We start from the raw sequence: 18,825 nt of genomic DNA, 5'->3' as shown, positions 1-18,825 counted from the left end.
GAACAACCCGAACAACCCGAACAACCCGAACAACCCGAACAACCCGAACAACCCGAACAACCCGAACAACCCGAACAACCCGAACAACCCGAACAACCCGAACAACCCGAACAACCCGAATAACCCGAATAACCCGAATAACCCGAATAACCCGAATAACCCGAATAACCCGAATCAACCAGAAAATGGTCATCATTCATCAAAACCGAAACCAACTTACCGCAAAGAGGTTCCTCTGTATGCTGCTGTTGCTGCGCAACTCCGGCAAACCGATATCATCATGCTGAGCAATATGCATCAAAGAATTGGCACCACACCAACAGCAGATGAACGCATAAGCTGGGGACGCATCATTTCCGGCCGAACAGATATGCGGCAAGACGGCACTCCTGATGCTCATTCCACCGGCAACTATGCCGGCGTACAACTGGGCAGCGATATCTGGCACAATCAAGGCTGGCGAATCGGCGGTTATCTAGGTTATATCTACAGTGATATGAATGTTGATGGCTTTGCCAGCGGCATATATGGCAAAGTAGGCAAAAACACATCAAAATCCTACTTCCTCGGAGCCTATAGTAATTATGTTTACGCCAACGGAGCCTATCTTGATATCGTCCTACAAGGCGCACATCATCATGTCGACATCAAACCCAATGGTAATCACAACAGCACCCAGAAAGGCCATGGTTTCACCGCATCAATCGAAACAGGAAAACCATTCACCCTCAGCAACAGCAACTGGGAAATAGAACCACAGGCACAAATAGTGCATCAGTGGCTAAATCTAAACAACACCGACATCAGCGGACGCACCAGCGTCAGCCACAATCATAATAATGCGTGGCTGTTCAGACTAGGTGGCCGCATACAAGGCAACTATCAACTTAACCAAGGAATCTTGCATCCTTATGTCCGTGTTAACGTGTTCTACTCACCTGATGGTGCAGACCAAACCACCTACAGCACCAATATCGCAGCAACAACATTGCATTCCGGTGCTGCGCACACCAGTACAGAACTGGCTATAGGTGCCACCTATAACATTAATGAGAGAATAAAAATGTACAGCGAAATCGGTCACACCTGGTCCAACGGCGGTAATGCACGAATAAAAGCACCGCTAAGCGGTTCTGTGGGATTGAAAGTTAACTGGTAACCAAGCAAACACCATCAAGGCCAAATCCATCAGCAAGGATTTGGCCTTTTACCACTTAACCACACAACCAGAAATACCAAATATATTGAATTATTTAACAACAATTACCCCGTTAAAAACATATTAACTCAGTACCCGAGAATAATTAAACCAACTTAAACTCCCCAAAACAAACTTTAAAACACAAACAAAAAATACCGAATACAAGCCATCATGACTGCTTGCCACCTTCTGCGTAAAAATACATTGCAACAAACAGAGGAAATCACCATGTATCAGCCCCATGAATACCCAACCCGCATAGCAATGAACACCGCACTTGCTGCCGCCATCAGCAACAACCTGCAACAAGCAGTTGCCCAGCGCGCTCAAGCATCACTGGCACTTTCCGGAGGGCCTGCTGTTATAGAATTGCTCCAGATATTAAGCCACACAACCCTGCCATGGGAAAAAATCCATATCACCTTAGTAGATGAACGTTGGGTAGACAAAGAGCATGAAGACAGCAACGAACGTCTAATGCGTACGCACTTATTGCAGAATCAGGCTAAAAATGCTCATTTCATCAGCCTGAAAACCATAGCCGATACCCCCGGCGACAGCATCGATGAAATCCACACCCGATTACAGCAAGCCCTGCCCTTACCAATAGATGTACTGGTATTAGGAATGGGTGAAGATGGCCACACAGCATCACTGTTCCCTCATGCAGAAAACCTCAGCAAAGGACTGGATATGCATTCCAACAGAATGGTTATTGATATGCAGCCTCTCACTGCCCCGCATAAGCGTATTTCATTAACCCTACCGGTTATTCTCAATAGTCGTCACCTATATCTCCAGCTAGTTGGAAAAAAACAGCAACAAGTATTTCAGCAGGCATTAGCCGGCAACGATACAGATCAAATGCCCATCCGAGCTGTATTACAGCAGCAACCAAAAATACAGATTTATCTGGCACAATAAAAATGCGCCAGCAAGGCTGGCGCAATACATAAAACCAAATCTGCTTTTACCATGAATAACGGTAATTCAGATTAATGCCGAATTTCTGTTCAGTTTTCTGACCATTGGCATAATTAAGCTTAAAATCAGCATGATTATTGTGATCAAAATCCACCCCCATACCAGCTTCATACAAACCACTGTTACCCGCACCGGCAATACGCAGATTTTCATCATCAACAACAGCATGACCCAGACCACTTTTATCATGCAGCCAATATGCACCTACATAAGGATTCAAACTTACCTTATTCAAAGCAAATGAAGTTTTAACTGCGGCTCCCAGCTTACTGCGATAAAAAGTAGTACTGTTGGTATACTCATCGCCAGATAAGCGTCCAACCGTCATCCCGAGCTTCGGCGTAACCACCCACTTATCAGCCAGACTGAAATCCTTGCCTAACTGAGCACTCAGACTATTCGCGTGCCATGTCGCATTATCCATCTTACTGGCAGACGTTTTCAAATGACTGTATCGGTAAGCCGCATCTGCGAACCAACCGCCGGCATTCTGCCAGCCAGCATAAATACCAGTAGTTACCGCTTTCAGATTACCGTCTTTATAATTGCCATTAAAATCCACACTTGAATGCCCCTGTCCCACAAAAGCACCCAGATACGTCTGATTATTCTCACCATCACCCAATGGCAAAACATGATCATAACCTAATTGCAAACTATAAGACTTCTGCTTGAAGCCTGCCGTAGCCAGACCATCACTGGTGCCCGTACTATCAAAATGATCATGAGCATAATTACTGTCCAGCCACAAATTATTATTACTACCCCGAGGCTGCGATTTCAGACTAGCGAGGCGCGCATTCAACGGTTCCTGTAGCTGATACACAAACTGATTAGCAGCCTGACGCATACTGATCAAAGAATTGGCAAAATCACTGATTTCATAATCAGCCCCATGGCCACCACCAGAAGACACTGCACCCTTATCATTGCTTAAAACCCAGTTATTACCCTCCTGATGGAAGAAATAACGGTATTTACCCGCATCTACATAATCCTGCACCATACTAAACGAACCATCACCACCATTGGATTCGACCAGCGTTATTTTTCCATTCGGCGTTTTTGGTCGTTTACGGCTATCAGCTACACTGATCTTATGCTCCCCATGTACCTTACCTTCAATCACAATCTTATCCGCCTGCTGATCAGCCAGACTAGAATTCAGATTAAACAAACCATTACTGCCACTCAGATCACCATGAATCGTCAGTGTTTTAAATTGACCACCTTTACTAAAAGAAATACTAGAATCGTGAATATTCAGCTCATCCAGCTCACTATTACCATTAATCAGCCAGGAGGAACCATTTTTCAGATTAAATATTAATTTTGGTGCCGGACGTAAATCCACATATGTCCGTCCTGCAAGTTCAGAATGATCTGCTGTTAATACCAGTGGTTCTTGCGCTGCAACATCAGCATCCGCCAAAGCATCATCCTCAACACTATCATCATCAAAAAGACGACGATAATTTACAACCACCAAAGCATCTCTGGCAATCAAACTACTATCCTTAATATTAAAAACGTTTTTATCTCTTACATCGTCTTCAGAACCTTGACGGCTAAATACACCAATGCCATAACCAGCATTAATCGTACTATTATCTACATTAATTTTACCGCCACTAGCAATCATAAAGCCAACACTGTTATTATGAGTTAGCTTGATTGAAGTATTCCTGATATTCGCCTTTCCCTGTTCATATGAATCTACGCCCAAATTCCATTCACCACTCCCTTGTATATCCACATGATCCAGATTCAGTGTACCCTCAAATTGAACCTGAGCTGCTCCGGAAAAATAGCTGTCTTTACCTAAAGTTATTTTATGATGATGTGCATCTAGTATCCCCCCATAAACATCGTAAGCCTCAGAAACAGGTGCATTAATAATAAAGTCAGCCTGAGAATCAACATGCCCCTCATCTAATCCGATACCAGTAATATTATTATCAGATTCTTTCGGGCCTCCTTTTAGCGTAAACTGCACTCCTTTGGGAATAATAACCTCAATAGGGTCTTCTCCTCCCGCAGATGATCCAATGCCAACACCTGTAAAACCAACACGTTCTTCCTTATCCGTTTCATAACCTGGCCTCTCTAAAAAAGACAGATCCAATATAATATTTGTTCCCGGAGTAAATTCGGCTTTAATAGGAGGGGAATTTTGTGCATTAAAATCATTGCCAATATGAAACAAAGAACTATTCCACCCTTCTTGGAATTCTGCAGGAGTAGGCACCACATTCTGATATTGGCCAGCAGCAATCTTCACATCACTGCCCAAAGCTGTACCCGCCCCGATATCACACCCATTCCGGTCAGTGCAAGTAGTAGCAGCCAAACTATACGCGGACAATGATCCTAAAACAACCAATAATATCGTTTTAATTTTTGCAGGAGGAGAAATAAATTTCATAATAATCGACCAAATAAAAATAATAAAAAATAGTATAATATATATTTACAATAACGTACATATGTTTCGCTATCAATGCGTTAATTTAACAACAATTTATGAATAAATCCATATAAATATTATGTGTATATAATCCTTTCACATATTCAAATAGAATCATGATATTGAATGCTTTACTAGGATCTTTCAGTGTTATAAATCGTTAGCCTTTCCTTTGTTATACTCATTATTTTCCAGGTTGCTAAAAGATATAACTTTAATACTTCTGTGCGATACATATGATTAAATCGTTCAATATAACCGTTTTGATATGAGCTACCTAATTTAATATAATTAATAGCTATATCATGTGATTTTGCCCAGTAGATGAACGCTTTTCCGGTAGACACTAGCCTATAATCTATCCATACTTTGAACTAGATTTTTCAATTTTAGAAGTCAACACCAAATTCTAATTAAAATATTATTAATTATCTAAACAATCACCAAATTCCCAACAAAATATTCTAAATAAACAATTATTTTTAAATTTTTCTATTACAATCTACTTTAATATTAAAATTAATAATAATTCAATTCTTAAAATTATAAGTTTAGATATTTACCTATATGCAAGACGTCATGATAGCAATTAGCGGAATCAAAGCCAGATATAATTTGACAAACGCAAAATAGTTTATCTTTTAAAATCTTGCATACGATTTAAAGATTATATAATCGGGCGACAAATCAAAATATCAGCATTATTAATTAATACATCAACATGAAAAACTTATAAATAGCTTATCAAATTATCTAACATCCTAAGCTCACGCAAATCCGCATAGAATGTCTTGATCTTTGCTTTTCTATCAATTAATGGTCACTGAATTGATTGCTATTTATCTGTAGTCTAGGCGTCCAGAATGAGTTGGCATTCAATATCAGCTAAAAGATGGCACAATGCCTCACCAACCCCATAATTAGCCCCAGTGATAATAATGGTTTTATATGGTAAACACTGCTCTATCCGACAAAAATCAGAATTACGTACTGGAAAAATCACCAAATTAAATAATTTAATCAACGCTGCATCTATCAATAACAAATGGCTTCATCGAGAGAGTATTAAATTAGCATTAAAAAACTTATTTGCCAAAATAATATCAATTACTTCATAAACCCATTTATTTTTGCAATACCCTTACCGAACAGCAAAATTCAAATTTTGTCATCAACTTACCCTAAAGCAATACATTTTCAAAATAAAAATATCTATCAGCTAATTCACAGAAAACTAAATATAAAAAATGATTAAGCATTAATTGAAATATTGGATTTATATCTATTTAATAATCCAAAACAAGCAAGAAAGGTAACCAAAGAATAGTTACTTATAATACTGAAAGACCTGATGAAGCATTAAATAATATGACACAAATTAAATATAAAACCCTTAAACAAGCAGCATATTTTTCTATCTGAATCTTGTACTAACTTTGAGGTATTTACAACAACTATCCTTTACAACGTATGCATATTGGCAAAATTATAAAAGATTACATCCATCATTAGATTTTTTCTGAATGAATTTAACAAACTGCTACCCTTTAACTTTGACGTTTAAATAGGAGTTACCACTCCATAGAGAGGATTTTATTCTTTCATTAACATAAATTAGATTGCGCGACACGAGCAAAGCAAAATATATATAAGCTATATATGGAAGACGGTATCAGACCATACATAGCATTATCCATTATGCACTGCTTTATATTGATAAATTATCAATATAAAGTTAACATTATCCTAGATTATCATTCATTAACATACATAGGTATGCATAGTATGAAAAAAATATTTAGTTTACTGACAGGCTTATGCATTTTACTGGCTCTTGCTGCTTGCGGTGGTGCGTCTACACCGGAAGCAGCCGCCAAAAAATATACTGAAGCGGTATATGCTGGCGACAGTGAAACAGCTATTTCTATGATTTATCTTAGTGAGCAAGATAAGAAAAAAGCTGGATTGCCGGAGATGCTATCCGGTAAAATTAAAGCTGAAATTGCTCATAGAAAAGAATTTGCCGTTAAAAATGGCGGTATAAAAGAAATATCTGTAGGAGAACCAAAATACGATAATGATAAGAAATTTGCGGATGTTCCGGTAACGGTCACTTTCAAAAAGTCAGAAAAGCCCAAAGAAGAACATATACGATTAATTAAAACAGATGATGGCTGGAAACTGAAAATTTAAATAATGAACACCTGCGTAAGCAGGTTTTTTAATATATGCGTAAACATCATAGATACTTTATTTACTCTTTACTGATTATTCTCATTCTGGTGGGCGGTACTGTTACATTTTTTTATGAACGGCATCAATCTTCTCAATATAGAAAGCTTCAGAATCTGCCCACACTGAAGATTGGTGATTGGGTGGTACGATTGGGTACTGTCAATGACAGTCGTTGGATCAGTTACTTGGGTAAAAGCGAGTATTCACATATAGGAATGATTGTCCAATTACACCCTAAAATTTTGGTTGTACATGCAACAACAGATGATGGCGAATCTGCCTCAAATCAGGTCATTGTTTCCGAACTGGAATATTTTTTGAGTCCAAAATTGGCACAGAAAGGTGCTATAATTCGACCTATGTTCCTGAATCAGCAAGAAAAGCATAAGATTGCTGCTTTTATTCTAAATCAGCGTGGAAGACCTTTTATTTTAAGTAGTAAAGATGAACCGCATCTGTATTGCACAACATTATTATCAGATTCAATTGCTCAATTTCATCCATCATTTAAACCTAAATGGAACTATATATCCGCACCGTTTTTTAAAGGTGAATATCTGTTTCCTCAAGCTTTCGTAGACTATCCAGATATAAAAGTGATTTATCAAGTTGATAATTTAATTATGTAGCTTGAGAAAAATGTTAGAATTCTACTGGTTCAATATAACAATATGTGCTTAGCTGAATTACTTTTATTTTTAGAATTATATATATTTAGTTGCTTTGATAATAAAAATTACTGCACTGAAAATGTCCGAATATCCATATCTTTATCTGGTTGAAAAAACAATTGCCAAAATTGGCGGCCAAGTGGGGCTATATTATTTTAAAATGTAGTACTATCTTGATTTGTGTTCTGTGAGCAGATAAATAGCTGAATTGATCACTATTTATCTGTAATTCAGACAACCAAAAGAAGCTGGCATTCAATATCAGCCAAAAGATGACATAGCGCCTCATCACTCCAATTACAAGCGGTAGGAGTAAAGATTTTATGCAGTAAAACGGCATCTATCAATATCAATAGTTTTATGACGAAAGTATTAAATTAGCATTAGAAAATGTTTATATAATAGATAGTATCAATTCTTCATAAAACCATTTATTTTTATAATAGCCTTACGGCTAGGCAGAATTCGGATTGTTGTATCAACATGCCCGAAAATAGTATAGTCACACCATCAGTACTGTGTATTAGATTTATGTGATGTACACAATGTAGATTGCCAACATTATGACGGATAATTGTCACAATTTAGGCACAGTATATAAATCTGAGGAAGAAACGATAACAGCAGATATAATGCGTAAAATGCTGAAAGATATAAAAGAAAGGAAAAGATTGATGGTGGGTCGTGAGCGATTCGAACGCTCGACCAACGGATTAAAAGTCCGCTGCTCTACCGACTGAGCTAACGACCCGAGAGCGCGCATTTTAGACAAGAGTACTGTAGCTGTCAAGTCCCTTAGCGCTTTTCATCTGTGGCAATATGGCACTGAAGGTACTGCCACTGCCAACGACACTTTCAATTTGTAATTTACCGTTATGTTCAGCCAGTGCATGTTTAACAATCGCCAGACCAAGTCCAGTACCACCGCTCTGGCGTGAACGACCGGAATCCACTCGATAGAAACGCTCTGTCAGATGCGGTATATGTTCCGCCGCAATACCCGCTCCAGTATCACTAACCTGAAAAATTGCCCGCCAAAAATCATACTGATCCTGTTCACTCCTTAAGCGGACGGCAATAGTTCCCTGTGGTGGCGTGTAGCGTACAGCATTAAACAGCAGATTACTGAAAGCATTATACAAATCCTGCTGAATACCATTAACCCAGATATCTGTAGCCAGTTCACAGACAAAGGTATGTTTATCTGCTGACAGGATTCTGGCATCATGCACCACCTGTTCTGCCAGAGCAGTGAGATTTACCGGCTGTTTGCGCATGGAAATATCAGTCTGGCTTTCCAAGCGGGATAAAGTCAGCAGATCGGCTAGCAGATTGCGCATGCGTGCGCCTTCTTTACTCATCAGGGCGATAAATGACTGGCGCTGCTCCTGTGGCAGTTCTGGCATATCAGTCAATGTTTCCAGAAAACCATTGATGACAGTCAGAGGTGTCCTCAGCTCATGTGAAACATTGGCCACAAAGGCTGTACGAGTGGCATTTAATTGTTCGGCAGCAGTAATATCTTGAGTAATAATCAGTGTTGCCTGTTCGTCAAATGGTGTACGTATAATATTTAATATTCGGGGTAATCCGCTATCACTATTATCAAGAGTAAGCTTCATATCCACAGATGCCGGTGTCTGTTTATTCAAAAACTGTTTGAAATCGGTACTTCCCATCAGTTCAGCCAGTATGCCATTAATGTCACGTTCTGCATTCAGATTTAAATGTATAGCAGCGACATGATTCAGCCACTGGATACGACCATCCAATCCCAGAATCAGCACACCTTCCGGTATAGTTTCGGCAATGCGGTTAAAACGCAGTAAGGCTACGCCTAGTTTCTGTTTACGCTTTTTGCGACTTTTAGCCTGTAACATCAGCGTATTGAAAATATTGTTCCAGATACCAATGCCATGAGGCACATTGCGCAGCTTTGGCCGTTCCAGCCAGCGTACCAGTTTGATTAAATGATACCAGTAACCTATCAGCCATAAAAAAGACAGGCAACACAGTCCTAACAGCATTAATTGCACGCCGCCAATCAGCAATGACAGCAAAGCGACCACTATCAGAGTAGATAGTATTAAATACAAATGACGGCGTAGTTCAGCCATAAGGATGCATATTCCAACCCGATGTAAATCCGGTAATTATTCCTGATTACAGGCAAAACGATAACCACTACCACGCACTGTTTGGATCAGGTAATCATAACCAACAGTTTCTAGCCCGCGTCTTAAGCGACGAATATGAACATCTACCGTTCGTTCCTCAATAAACACATGATCACCCCACACTAGATCCAGAAGCTGGCGACGGGTGTATATCCTATCAGGATGAGTCATAAAAAAATGTAATAATTTAAATTCGCTTGGTCCCAGAGCAATGATTTGCCCGTTTACTTGCACCCGCTGCTGTTGCGGGTTCAGTTCCAGATCATGAACATGCAATGGTGTGCTGGTTTTTTGCGGAGCGCGCCGGCGCAGGAGCGCGTTAATACGTGCAACCAACTCGCGCGGAGAAAAAGGTTTGGTTATATAGTCGTCTGCCCCCAGATTCAGCCCCTGTTCTTTATCTGTTTCTTCACCCCGTGCGGTTAGCAGAATAATCGGTAAATCACGACTACGGACATCATTACGTAGCTGCCGGATAAAATCAATACCAGAAGTCCCAGGCAGCATCCAATCCAGTAACAATACATCTGCCAGTCTGGATTGCAGTATTGGCTGAGCAGCCTCCACACTGGCGACGCATTGCACCACAAAACCGGCCTGCTCTAAAGTAAATTGAATCAGGGTAGAAATTGCAGCCTCGTCTTCTACAACTAATATCATCACTTCTGCCATATATTTTTCCTGACCAGATAATCATCTATTGTTACAGATTAATAATTAAAACAGAAAGATATAAAATCAGCCGTCCAGAAAAAAACCGTGCCAGAGATAAATCTGCTGCACAGGTTAAGTATTGGAGTAACCATTACCATGCTAACACAATATAAGTTTATACTGCATAAAAAATATCTTGCCTTATTGTCTTATATAAAGCTAAGCAATGTGCTATCAATAGATTTAAACAAAATCATATAAACCTTGTTATCATAAAACTTAATTATCATTTTTCAGCAAATATATTTTAATTTTTGGATTTAGTTTTTATTGATCGATAAACGACTCTATTTTATATTTTGCGCTAAAGAATCACTGTTTTTTCGCCAATCAGGATAACCATATTGAATAATACAGTATTAAATGATAAAACCACGATTGATTCCACCAGCAAAATAAAAATTTAATAGCATGAATTTAAATATTTTTTATAGTGAATGGATATAAATTTGTATTGATCAGGACTTATTTTAATTAGATACAGACAAAAATTTCCAATAAACTTATATTCCGGTTATTACTGGCCAGAAAATATGGTCGGTATGCGCGAGTGTATTTTTTATCTTTCGGCTAAATTGGTTACCTAGACAATTCAAGTAATACTAAATGTCTGCTTATAATTAAATTCAGCTATGACACAGCACCATATTATCCCGATGAATCAGCTCTTTTTCAGCCACATAGCCCAATAATTTTTCAATTGCCTGCGATGGCTGCCGCAGTAAACGTATGATTTCATGGTTATTATAATTAACCAGTCCTCGGGCAATCTCTGTACCAGCTTGATTACATACGGCCACCAATGCACCTCGCTCAAAATGGCCGCTGACTGCGACACAACCAATGGCCAACAGGCTGGAATGCTGCACTGTTAGTGCCTGCATTGCGCCCTCGTCAACTATTAGTTTACCTACCAGCTGAACCTGCCCCAGCATCCATTGCTGACGTGCACTCAAGCGATTACCTGCTGGTGTGAACAAAGTACCTATCTGTATTCCTTGCAGCAACTGGATTAGTATATTATCGGCATGTCCATTAGCAATACAGGTTGCCGCACCACTTAAAGCAGCCCGTCTGGCAGCCAGTACTTTGGTATACATTCCTCCCGTACCTACACTGCTACCTGCACCACCAGCCATATTTTCCAGATCCGGGTGGCTGGCTGCAATTTTATGGATAAATTTGGCGTCGGCATACTGGCGCGGGTCGCGGTCGTACAATCCATCCTGATCCGTCAGGATAATCAGCACATCTGCTTCAATCAGATTAGTAACCAGTGCCCCCAGAGTATCATTATCACCAAGCTTGATTTCATCAATGGTAACGGAATCATTTTCATTAATTATTGGCACAACGCCCTGCTCCAGCAGAGTACGGATGGTACTGCGTGCATTCAGATAGCGGGTACGATGGCTCAAATCATCATGAGTAAGTAAAATCTGTGCTGTCTGGATATGCAGCGACTCAAACGCAACTTCATATGCCTGTGCCAGCCCCATTTGCCCTACAGCAGCAGCTGCCTGTAATTCGTTAATCGCTTTTGGTCGTACCAGCCAGCCCAGCCGTTTCATTCCTTCTGCAATCGCACCACTGGAAACCAGCACCACCTGAATACCACGGGCTCGCAATTGTGCAATCTGCTGTGCCCAGATATTCAGGATATTCTGGTCTACCCCATCTCCACCATTGGTAACAAGGCTAGAACCTACCTTTACCACCACACATTGAACTTGGTGGATATTAAATTCTGAATTATTCATGCTTACCTTGCAGTTGTTATTTTAACGGTTATATGAGTCATTTTACCTGTGGTTATTATCTTTGATAAGGGTATTCAACAGTTACAAAAACAGCAGCCATTGGGGCTGCTGTCTGAAAGAGCAAAGCGTTTTAACTATGCAGCAATGCCTGTACACACCAAGCCATCACGCTGTCCGGCAAAACACCCCATAGCAGTAACAGTAAACCATTAACAGATAAAACTACTTTACCCAGAAAGGTCATGTTAAAAGTAGACTCTGCAACAGAATTATGTGTATCAAAATACATGGTTTTAACCACACGCAGATAATAGAAAGCCCCGATCAGTGACATGACTACTGCATATACAGAAACCCACAGATAACCACTAGCGAGTAATGCCTTGATAACCGCCAGTTTGGCATAAAAGCCCATCAACGGCGGAATACCGGCCATGGAAAACATCGCCAGCAGCATTAAAAATGCATACCAAGCATTTTTCTGATTCAGGCCAGCCAGATCGCTGATATTCTGGCATTCAACATCTCTGCCGGACAACAACATCAGAATAGCAAACGCTACAGAAGCCATTAAAGCATAGGTGATGGCGTAGTATATGGCCGCGGTACAACCAGTTTGCCCCGCCAGCAAGGCCAGTAGAATAAAACCCATGTGTGCAACGGTAGAAAAACCAAGCATACGTTTGATATTGGCTTGCATGATAGCGGCCAGATTACCGACTAACAACGAAGCAATACCCAATATCAGCAATAATTCACGCCAGCTTTCCCATTGGGTGAGCAAGCCATAAACCAGAATGCGGAAAGCAAATACTGTGGCGGCAATTTTTGGCGCGGTACCCACCAGTGCGGTAACAGCGGTAGGTGCTCCCTGATACACATCAGGCACCCACATATGGAAAGGCACGCCACCCAGTTTAAATACAATGCCGGCTACAATAAATACTACGCCAAGTTTTAATAGCCACGGATTGGCACTGTTTTGACTGGCAGCCAACACCTGCTGCAATTGCAAAGTACCTGTTGCACCATAAATCAGTGAAATACCATACAGCAGCAATCCCGAAGCCAGTGCACCTAGCACAAAATATTTCAGTGCTGCTTCAGCTGCACGACCACTGTCGCGTTGCAGGGCAATTAGAGCGTACAGCGCCAGTGACAGCAATTCCAGCCCTACATACAGGGTAAGAAAATGACAGGCTGAAACCATGATATTCATGCCCAATAAGGCAAACAGGGTCAGTGTATAAAATTCACCCTGATAGATATTCTTGGCGCGCAGATAAGACTGGCTGTAAATAAACAAGGCAATCACCAAAATATACATGCATATCTTGGCTAGCTGTGCCATACCATCCAATACAAACATATCATGGAACGCATATTGAGGCTGTTCTTTCCAAACCAGAAACTGTGCGGTTGTCGTTATGATCAATCCAATGATTGACAAGGTACAGGTTATCCAGCGTTGTTTGTCATTGAGCCATAAATCCACCAGCAGCACTGTGAACAGTACTACAGTCAGCACCAGTTCCGGTACAGCGGGAAATATTGTTAAATCTGTCCAGTTCATTCACATTTCCTTACAGTTTGCTTTGTGCCGCTTGGACAATTAAATCATTTGCTGCCTGATGAACAACGGCAATAAATGGTTCAGGATACAAACCAAAACCGAGTACCGCTATGGCCAGAATCACCAGTATAAGCAGTTCGCGTTTATTCACATCTTTTAATTGCGCCACTTCGGGGTTTTTGATGGTGCCAAAAATAACCCGTTTAAACATCCACAGGGTATAGGCTGCACCATAAATCAGGGTTAACGCAGCCAGAGCACCAATCCAGAAATTGGTTTTTACTGCACCAACAATTACCATGAATTCGCCCACAAAACCGGAAGTACCGGGTAAGCCGGCATTGGCCATGGCAAACAGCAGCATGAAAGAGGCAAATACGGGCATACTGTTTACCACGCCACCGTAGGCAGAAATATCGCGGGTATGCATGCGGTCATACATGACACCAATACTCATGAACATGGCAGCAGAAACAAACCCATGTGACACCATTTGCATGATGGCACCTTTAAAGGCCCATTCATTCAAATATCCGCCGGTAAACAGGAAGAAACCTAAGGTAACAAAACCCATGTGGCTGATGGAAGAATAAGCCACCAGTTTTTTCATGTCTGTCTGTACCAGCGCTACCATACCGATATAAATCACCGCTACCAGACTCAGTACGATGATTACTGGCGCAAAATAACGCGCGGCATCCGGCAGGATAGGCAGCATAAAACGCAAGAAGCCATAGGCACCGATCTTCAGGGTAATGGCAGCCAACACCATTGAACCACCAGTGGGCGCTTCCACGTGTGCATCCGGTAGCCATGTGTGGACTGGCCACATTGGCACTTTCACTGCAAAAGACAGGAAAAAACCAATAAACAGTAAAATCTGCGCCGTCATGGCAATGTGCTTGATGTTGTGCCATGCTTCAATTGAGAAACCGCCAGTCTGGGTAGACAGATACACAAAACCAACCAACATCAGCAACGAACCCATCAGGGTATACAGGAAAAACTTGATGGATGCGTATACGCGCCTTGGACCGCCCCAGATACCGATAATCAGATACATCGGAATCAGCATGCCTTCAAAGAACACGTAGAACAAAATGGCATCCATGGCTGCAAACGCGCCATTAATCAGTCCCGACATAATCAGGAAAGCTGCCATATATTGTGCCGGCCGTTTCTGAATAACCTGCCAGCCAGCCAGCACCACCAGTAAGGTTGTGAAGCTGTTCAGAATCACAAACAGGACAGACAGGCCATCAACACCTAATGCATAGTTGATGTTGAGACTTTCAATCCAGACATGAAATTCTGTGAATTGGAAGCCACCATTTAAACGATCAAATTTGCAAAACAGCGGTATGGTGATTAAAAAGGAAACCAGCGCACCGATTAAGGCCAGCATTCTGGCTATACCAGCGTGCCTGTCTGAGCCAGTCGCCAGCACTACGATGCCGGCTGCCACAGGCAGCCAAATCGCCAAACTGAGTAAGTTATCGTACATATTTATAGCCTAAAGATACCAAGTTGAATGCTTTCAATTAACCGCCGAACATGGTTTTCAGCAATGGCCAGAAAGTCCACGCTACCAGCACAAACACACCAACCACCATTGCGGTTGCATAGGTATAGATGTAGCCGGTCTGAATCCGCCGTACCAATGCTGCAATAGTAGCCACGACGCGCGCGGCACCGTTAACGATTAATTTATCAATGATGAAAACGTCGCCTACTTTCCAGAACAACGTTCCCAGCAGACGGCTGCCTTTGGCAAAAACGTTATAGTAAAGTGCATCCAGATAGTATTTGTTATCCAGCAGGGCATAAACTGGACGGATAGACGCCACGATTCTGGCTGGAATATGCGGTTTTTTCATGTAGAAGAACCACGCCAGTACTACCCCGGCAATCACCAGCCATAACACAGGTGTGGTTAGGCTGTGTAAGGCCATGGCAAAGATGCCGTGATATTCTTCTTCTACCGTAGCCAGCGCCGGATGTGCTGCACTATTAATGAATATCACATGCTGGTAGAAATCACTAAATAACATTGGTTTGATGGCCCACATGCCGACAAATACTGAAGGAATAGCCAGCAGAATCAGCGGAATGGTTACCACTAGCGGGCTTTCATGCGGATTATCCTGTGGACGCAGACCATGGTGCTCTTCGCTGTGATGATGCTCACCATGCTCGGCTTTACGCCATTTTTCTTCGCCGTGAAAGACCAGAAAATACAGGCGGAATGAGTAGAAAGCGGTCACAAAGACACTGGCTACCAGCGCAACATAGGCAATACTGCTGAATGGCAGATTTGACGCTTTGACTGCATCAATAATGGAATCCTTGGAATAGAAGCCAGAGAAGAATGGGGTACCAATCAGTGACAGGGAACCAATCAGCATACAAATCCACGTTACCGGCATATACTTGCGCAAGCCACCCATATGGCGCATATCCTGATCATGGTGCATGCCCATAATCACGCTACCGGCCGCGAGGAATAACAGGGCTTTGAAGAAAGCATGGGTCATGACATGGAATACGGCAATATTATAGGCTGAAGCACCCAGTGCCACAGTCATATAACCAAGTTGTGACAAGGTGGAATAGGCAATCACTCGCTTGATGTCGTTCTGAATCATGCCCAGAAAGCCCATAAACAGCGCGGTAATGGTGCCAGATACCATAATCACACCCAGTGCGGTATCAGACAGTTCATATAGTGGAGACATGCGTGACACCATGAAAATACCGGCTGTCACCATGGTGGCGGCGTGAATCAGCGCAGAAATCGGAGTTGGTCCTTCCATTGAATCCGGCAGCCATACATGCAATGGAAACTGGGCAGATTTACCCATCGCTCCTACGAACAGCAGAATGCAGGTAACGGTAATTAATGACCAAGGATGGCCGGGAATCAGTTCGATGGTGGCATTTTTCACTTGATCTATATACTGAAACACATCAGCATAGCGCAGACTGCCGCCAAAATAAGCAAGTATCAAGCCAATTCCCAATACAAAGCCAAAGTCGCCAACACGGTTAACCAGAAATGCTTTCAGATTGGCAAAGATGGCGCTGTCACGTTTGAAGTAAAAACCAATCAGCAGATAAGATACCAGCCCCACTGCTTCCCAGCCAAAGAACAGCTGGATAAAGTTATTACTCATTACCAGCATCAGCATGGAAAAGGTAAACAGGGAGATATAACTGAAGAAGCGCTGATAACCATCATCATCACTCATGTAACCAATGGTATAGATATGCACCATCAATGACACGCTGGTGACAATCACTAACATAGTGGCGGTTAGGTTATCAATCAGGAAGCCAACTGAAAAATCCAGCCCGCCCATGGTCAGCCAAGTATAGACGTTTTCATCAAAAGGCTGGCGGGTGCCGTTCATCAAACCATAAAGCACCCACGCAGATAATGCCGCAGAAATAGCCACACCGGCAATGGTCACGCTATGTGCTCCCCTACGACCAATCAGCTTGCCACACAAGCCGGCCAGCAGTGAACCGATGAGTGGAGCCAAAGCAATAATCAGATAAATAGACATAATTTTCTCTTGTTCCTCTCACCCGTTAGCCTTTGAGGCTATCCAGATCCTGTACGTTGATGCTCTGACGGTTACGGAAAATCAGCACCATAATCGCCAGACCAATAGCAGATTCTGCCGCAGCGACTGTCAGAATAAAAAAGACAAAAATCTGTCCGGCTGTGTCACCGAGATAACGGGAAAAAGCCACGAAATTAAAGTTTACCGCCAGTAGCATTAATTCAATTGACATCAGCAGCACAAGTACGTTTTTGCGGTTCATAAAAATGCCCATGGCAGAAATGGCAAATAGTATCGCGCTGAGAACCAGATAATGGGTTAAGGTAATCATGCTTTTTCCTCCCCTGCTGTCGCTTCTTCACGGGTTTCGGTTATTGGTGTAGCCACTTCAGGCTGCATTTTCACCATACGGAAACGGTCTTTGGCCTGCACTTTAACTTGTTCGGCCGGATTGGTACGACGTGGATTAGGCGTTTGCCGGTGTACCAGTGCAATGGCAGCAACCATCCCCAGCACCAGCAATATAGCGGCCAGTTCAAATGGTAACAGATAGGTCGTGTAAATCTGCATACCTAAGTCACGTACATTACTGTAATCAGCAGGCAGTGGTTTGTCTGTACCCAGATGTGCTAAATCCAGCTGTGGATTCACCAGAATCACAATCAGCAGTGCAGCAGTCAGAATACCTACCAGTGCGGCAATGGGCGCATGACGCCAGAATCCAGCGCGCATCTGTTCAATATCAATATTCAGCATCATGATGACAAACAGGAACAGCACCATTACTGCCCCTACATAGACCACCACCAGCACAATGCCCAGAAATTCGGCCTGCATCAGAATCCACATCATGGCACTGGCACAGAATGTCAGCACCAGAAACAAAACTGCATGTACCGGATTTTTGGCAATCACTGTATTGATTGCGCCCAGCAGAATGACCGCAGCAAATACATAAAACAGTATTAATGGTAAATTCATGACTACCCCTTAGCGATACGGTGCATCTGCAGCTTTGCATTTGGCGATATCTTCTTCATAACGATCGCCAATGGCCAGCAACATGGGTTTGGTGAAATACAGATCTCCGCGTTTTTCACCGTGATATTCGAAAATCTGTGTTTCTACAATAGCGTCTACTGGACAGGCTTCTTCACAGAAACCGCAGAAGATACATTTGGTCAGATCGATATCATAACGGGTTGTTCGCCGTGTCCCGTCCTCGCGTTTTTCCGACTCAATATTAATCGCCATTGCCGGGCATACGGCTTCACACAGTTTGCAGGCAATACAGCGCTCCTCACCATTGGGATAGCGCCGTTGTGCATGCAGACCACGGAACCGAACCGATTGTGGCGTTTTTTCTTCGGGAAAATAAATGGTTTCTTTACGTGCAAAAAAGTTTTTTAAGGTTACTTTCATGCCCGCAAGCAACTCGGTCAGTAGAAAAGTTTTAATTATATTTGCCATATCAGTG

General features: G+C 42.1%; 15 protein-coding genes and 1 tRNA gene. 4 read left to right on the top strand and 12 right to left on the bottom strand.

Annotated elements, in window-relative coordinates:
• Both MJ761_RS06030 and pgl read left to right on the top strand, forming a co-directional pair.
• A partial coding sequence (locus tag MJ761_RS06030) for an autotransporter outer membrane beta-barrel domain-containing protein (RefSeq protein ID WP_239392873.1) occupies window positions 1-1,159 on the top strand: 1,159 nt, incomplete at its 5' end.
• Window positions 1,160-1,429: 270 nt separating this feature from the next.
• Complete coding sequence (pgl, locus tag MJ761_RS06025; RefSeq protein ID WP_093092007.1) at window positions 1,430-2,125, top strand: 6-phosphogluconolactonase; 696 nt, start codon at window positions 1,430-1,432, stop codon at window positions 2,123-2,125.
• Window positions 2,126-2,171: 46 nt separating this feature from the next.
• Here the strand turns inward: pgl and MJ761_RS06020 are convergent, their stop codons facing one another.
• Entirely contained in the window at window positions 2,172-4,610 is a 2,439-nt protein-coding gene (locus tag MJ761_RS06020) for an autotransporter outer membrane beta-barrel domain-containing protein (protein ID WP_093091975.1), read from the bottom strand.
• A 176-nt stretch (window positions 4,611-4,786) separates the two neighbouring features.
• Window positions 4,787-4,999, bottom strand: coding sequence for an integrase core domain-containing protein (locus MJ761_RS10950; RefSeq protein WP_176715066.1), 213 nt, complete (start codon window positions 4,997-4,999; stop codon window positions 4,787-4,789).
• 1,438 nt (window positions 5,000-6,437) lie between these two features.
• Here MJ761_RS10950 and MJ761_RS06015 point away from each other — a divergent pair.
• The gene (locus MJ761_RS06015) at window positions 6,438-6,845 is read left to right on the top strand and encodes a DUF4878 domain-containing protein (protein WP_176715065.1); all 408 of its coding nucleotides are present in this window, start codon (window positions 6,438-6,440) and stop codon (window positions 6,843-6,845) included.
• 35 nt (window positions 6,846-6,880) lie between these two features.
• Window positions 6,881-7,516, top strand: coding sequence for a hypothetical protein (locus tag MJ761_RS06010; RefSeq protein ID WP_093091967.1), 636 nt, complete (start codon window positions 6,881-6,883; stop codon window positions 7,514-7,516).
• 717 nt (window positions 7,517-8,233) lie between these two features.
• On the opposite strand, the gene MJ761_RS06005 is transcribed toward MJ761_RS06010, so the two are convergent.
• From MJ761_RS06005 to nuoI, 10 genes are all read right to left on the bottom strand, one after another.
• Window positions 8,234-8,309 (bottom strand) — tRNA-Lys (locus MJ761_RS06005).
• 13 nt (window positions 8,310-8,322) lie between these two features.
• On the bottom strand, window positions 8,323-9,675 hold the full coding sequence (gene phoR, locus MJ761_RS06000) for a phosphate regulon sensor histidine kinase PhoR (protein WP_093091965.1): 1,353 nt from the start codon (window positions 9,673-9,675) through the stop codon (window positions 8,323-8,325).
• 36 nt (window positions 9,676-9,711) lie between these two features.
• Window positions 9,712-10,407, bottom strand: coding sequence for a phosphate regulon transcriptional regulator PhoB (gene phoB / locus MJ761_RS05995; protein WP_093091963.1), 696 nt, complete (start codon window positions 10,405-10,407; stop codon window positions 9,712-9,714).
• 668 nt (window positions 10,408-11,075) lie between these two features.
• Window positions 11,076-12,209 (bottom strand): glutamate 5-kinase, encoded by a 1,134-nt coding sequence (proB, locus tag MJ761_RS05990; protein WP_093091961.1) that lies wholly within the window; start codon window positions 12,207-12,209, stop codon window positions 11,076-11,078.
• A 130-nt stretch (window positions 12,210-12,339) separates the two neighbouring features.
• Complete coding sequence (gene nuoN, locus MJ761_RS05985; protein ID WP_093091959.1) at window positions 12,340-13,782, bottom strand: NADH-quinone oxidoreductase subunit NuoN; 1,443 nt, start codon at window positions 13,780-13,782, stop codon at window positions 12,340-12,342.
• A 10-nt stretch (window positions 13,783-13,792) separates the two neighbouring features.
• On the bottom strand, window positions 13,793-15,286 hold the full coding sequence (locus MJ761_RS05980) for an NADH-quinone oxidoreductase subunit M (RefSeq protein ID WP_093091957.1): 1,494 nt from the start codon (window positions 15,284-15,286) through the stop codon (window positions 13,793-13,795).
• 37 nt (window positions 15,287-15,323) lie between these two features.
• Window positions 15,324-17,348, bottom strand: a complete 2,025-nt coding sequence (gene nuoL / locus MJ761_RS05975; RefSeq protein WP_093091955.1) for an NADH-quinone oxidoreductase subunit L — start codon at window positions 17,346-17,348, stop codon at window positions 15,324-15,326.
• Window positions 17,349-17,373: 25 nt separating this feature from the next.
• Window positions 17,374-17,679: an NADH-quinone oxidoreductase subunit NuoK gene (gene nuoK, locus MJ761_RS05970; protein ID WP_025329732.1), complete on the bottom strand. Its 306-nt coding sequence runs from the start codon at window positions 17,677-17,679 to the stop codon at window positions 17,374-17,376.
• Window positions 17,676-18,329 (bottom strand): NADH-quinone oxidoreductase subunit J, encoded by a 654-nt coding sequence (locus MJ761_RS05965; RefSeq protein WP_037407257.1) that lies wholly within the window; start codon window positions 18,327-18,329, stop codon window positions 17,676-17,678. Before MJ761_RS05965 ends, nuoK begins: the two co-directional genes overlap by 4 nt.
• A gap of 9 nt (window positions 18,330-18,338) precedes the next feature.
• Window positions 18,339-18,818 (bottom strand): NADH-quinone oxidoreductase subunit NuoI, encoded by a 480-nt coding sequence (nuoI, locus tag MJ761_RS05960; RefSeq protein WP_093091953.1) that lies wholly within the window; start codon window positions 18,816-18,818, stop codon window positions 18,339-18,341.
• Between the last annotated feature and the right edge of the window lie 7 nt (window positions 18,819-18,825).

This window comes from Snodgrassella communis, assembly GCF_914768045.1.
In the GTDB taxonomy this organism is placed as follows: domain Bacteria; phylum Pseudomonadota; class Gammaproteobacteria; order Burkholderiales; family Neisseriaceae; genus Snodgrassella; species Snodgrassella communis.
Note: the sequence above shows the minus strand (reverse complement) of the source record. Positions and strands in the feature narration are given on the sequence as shown.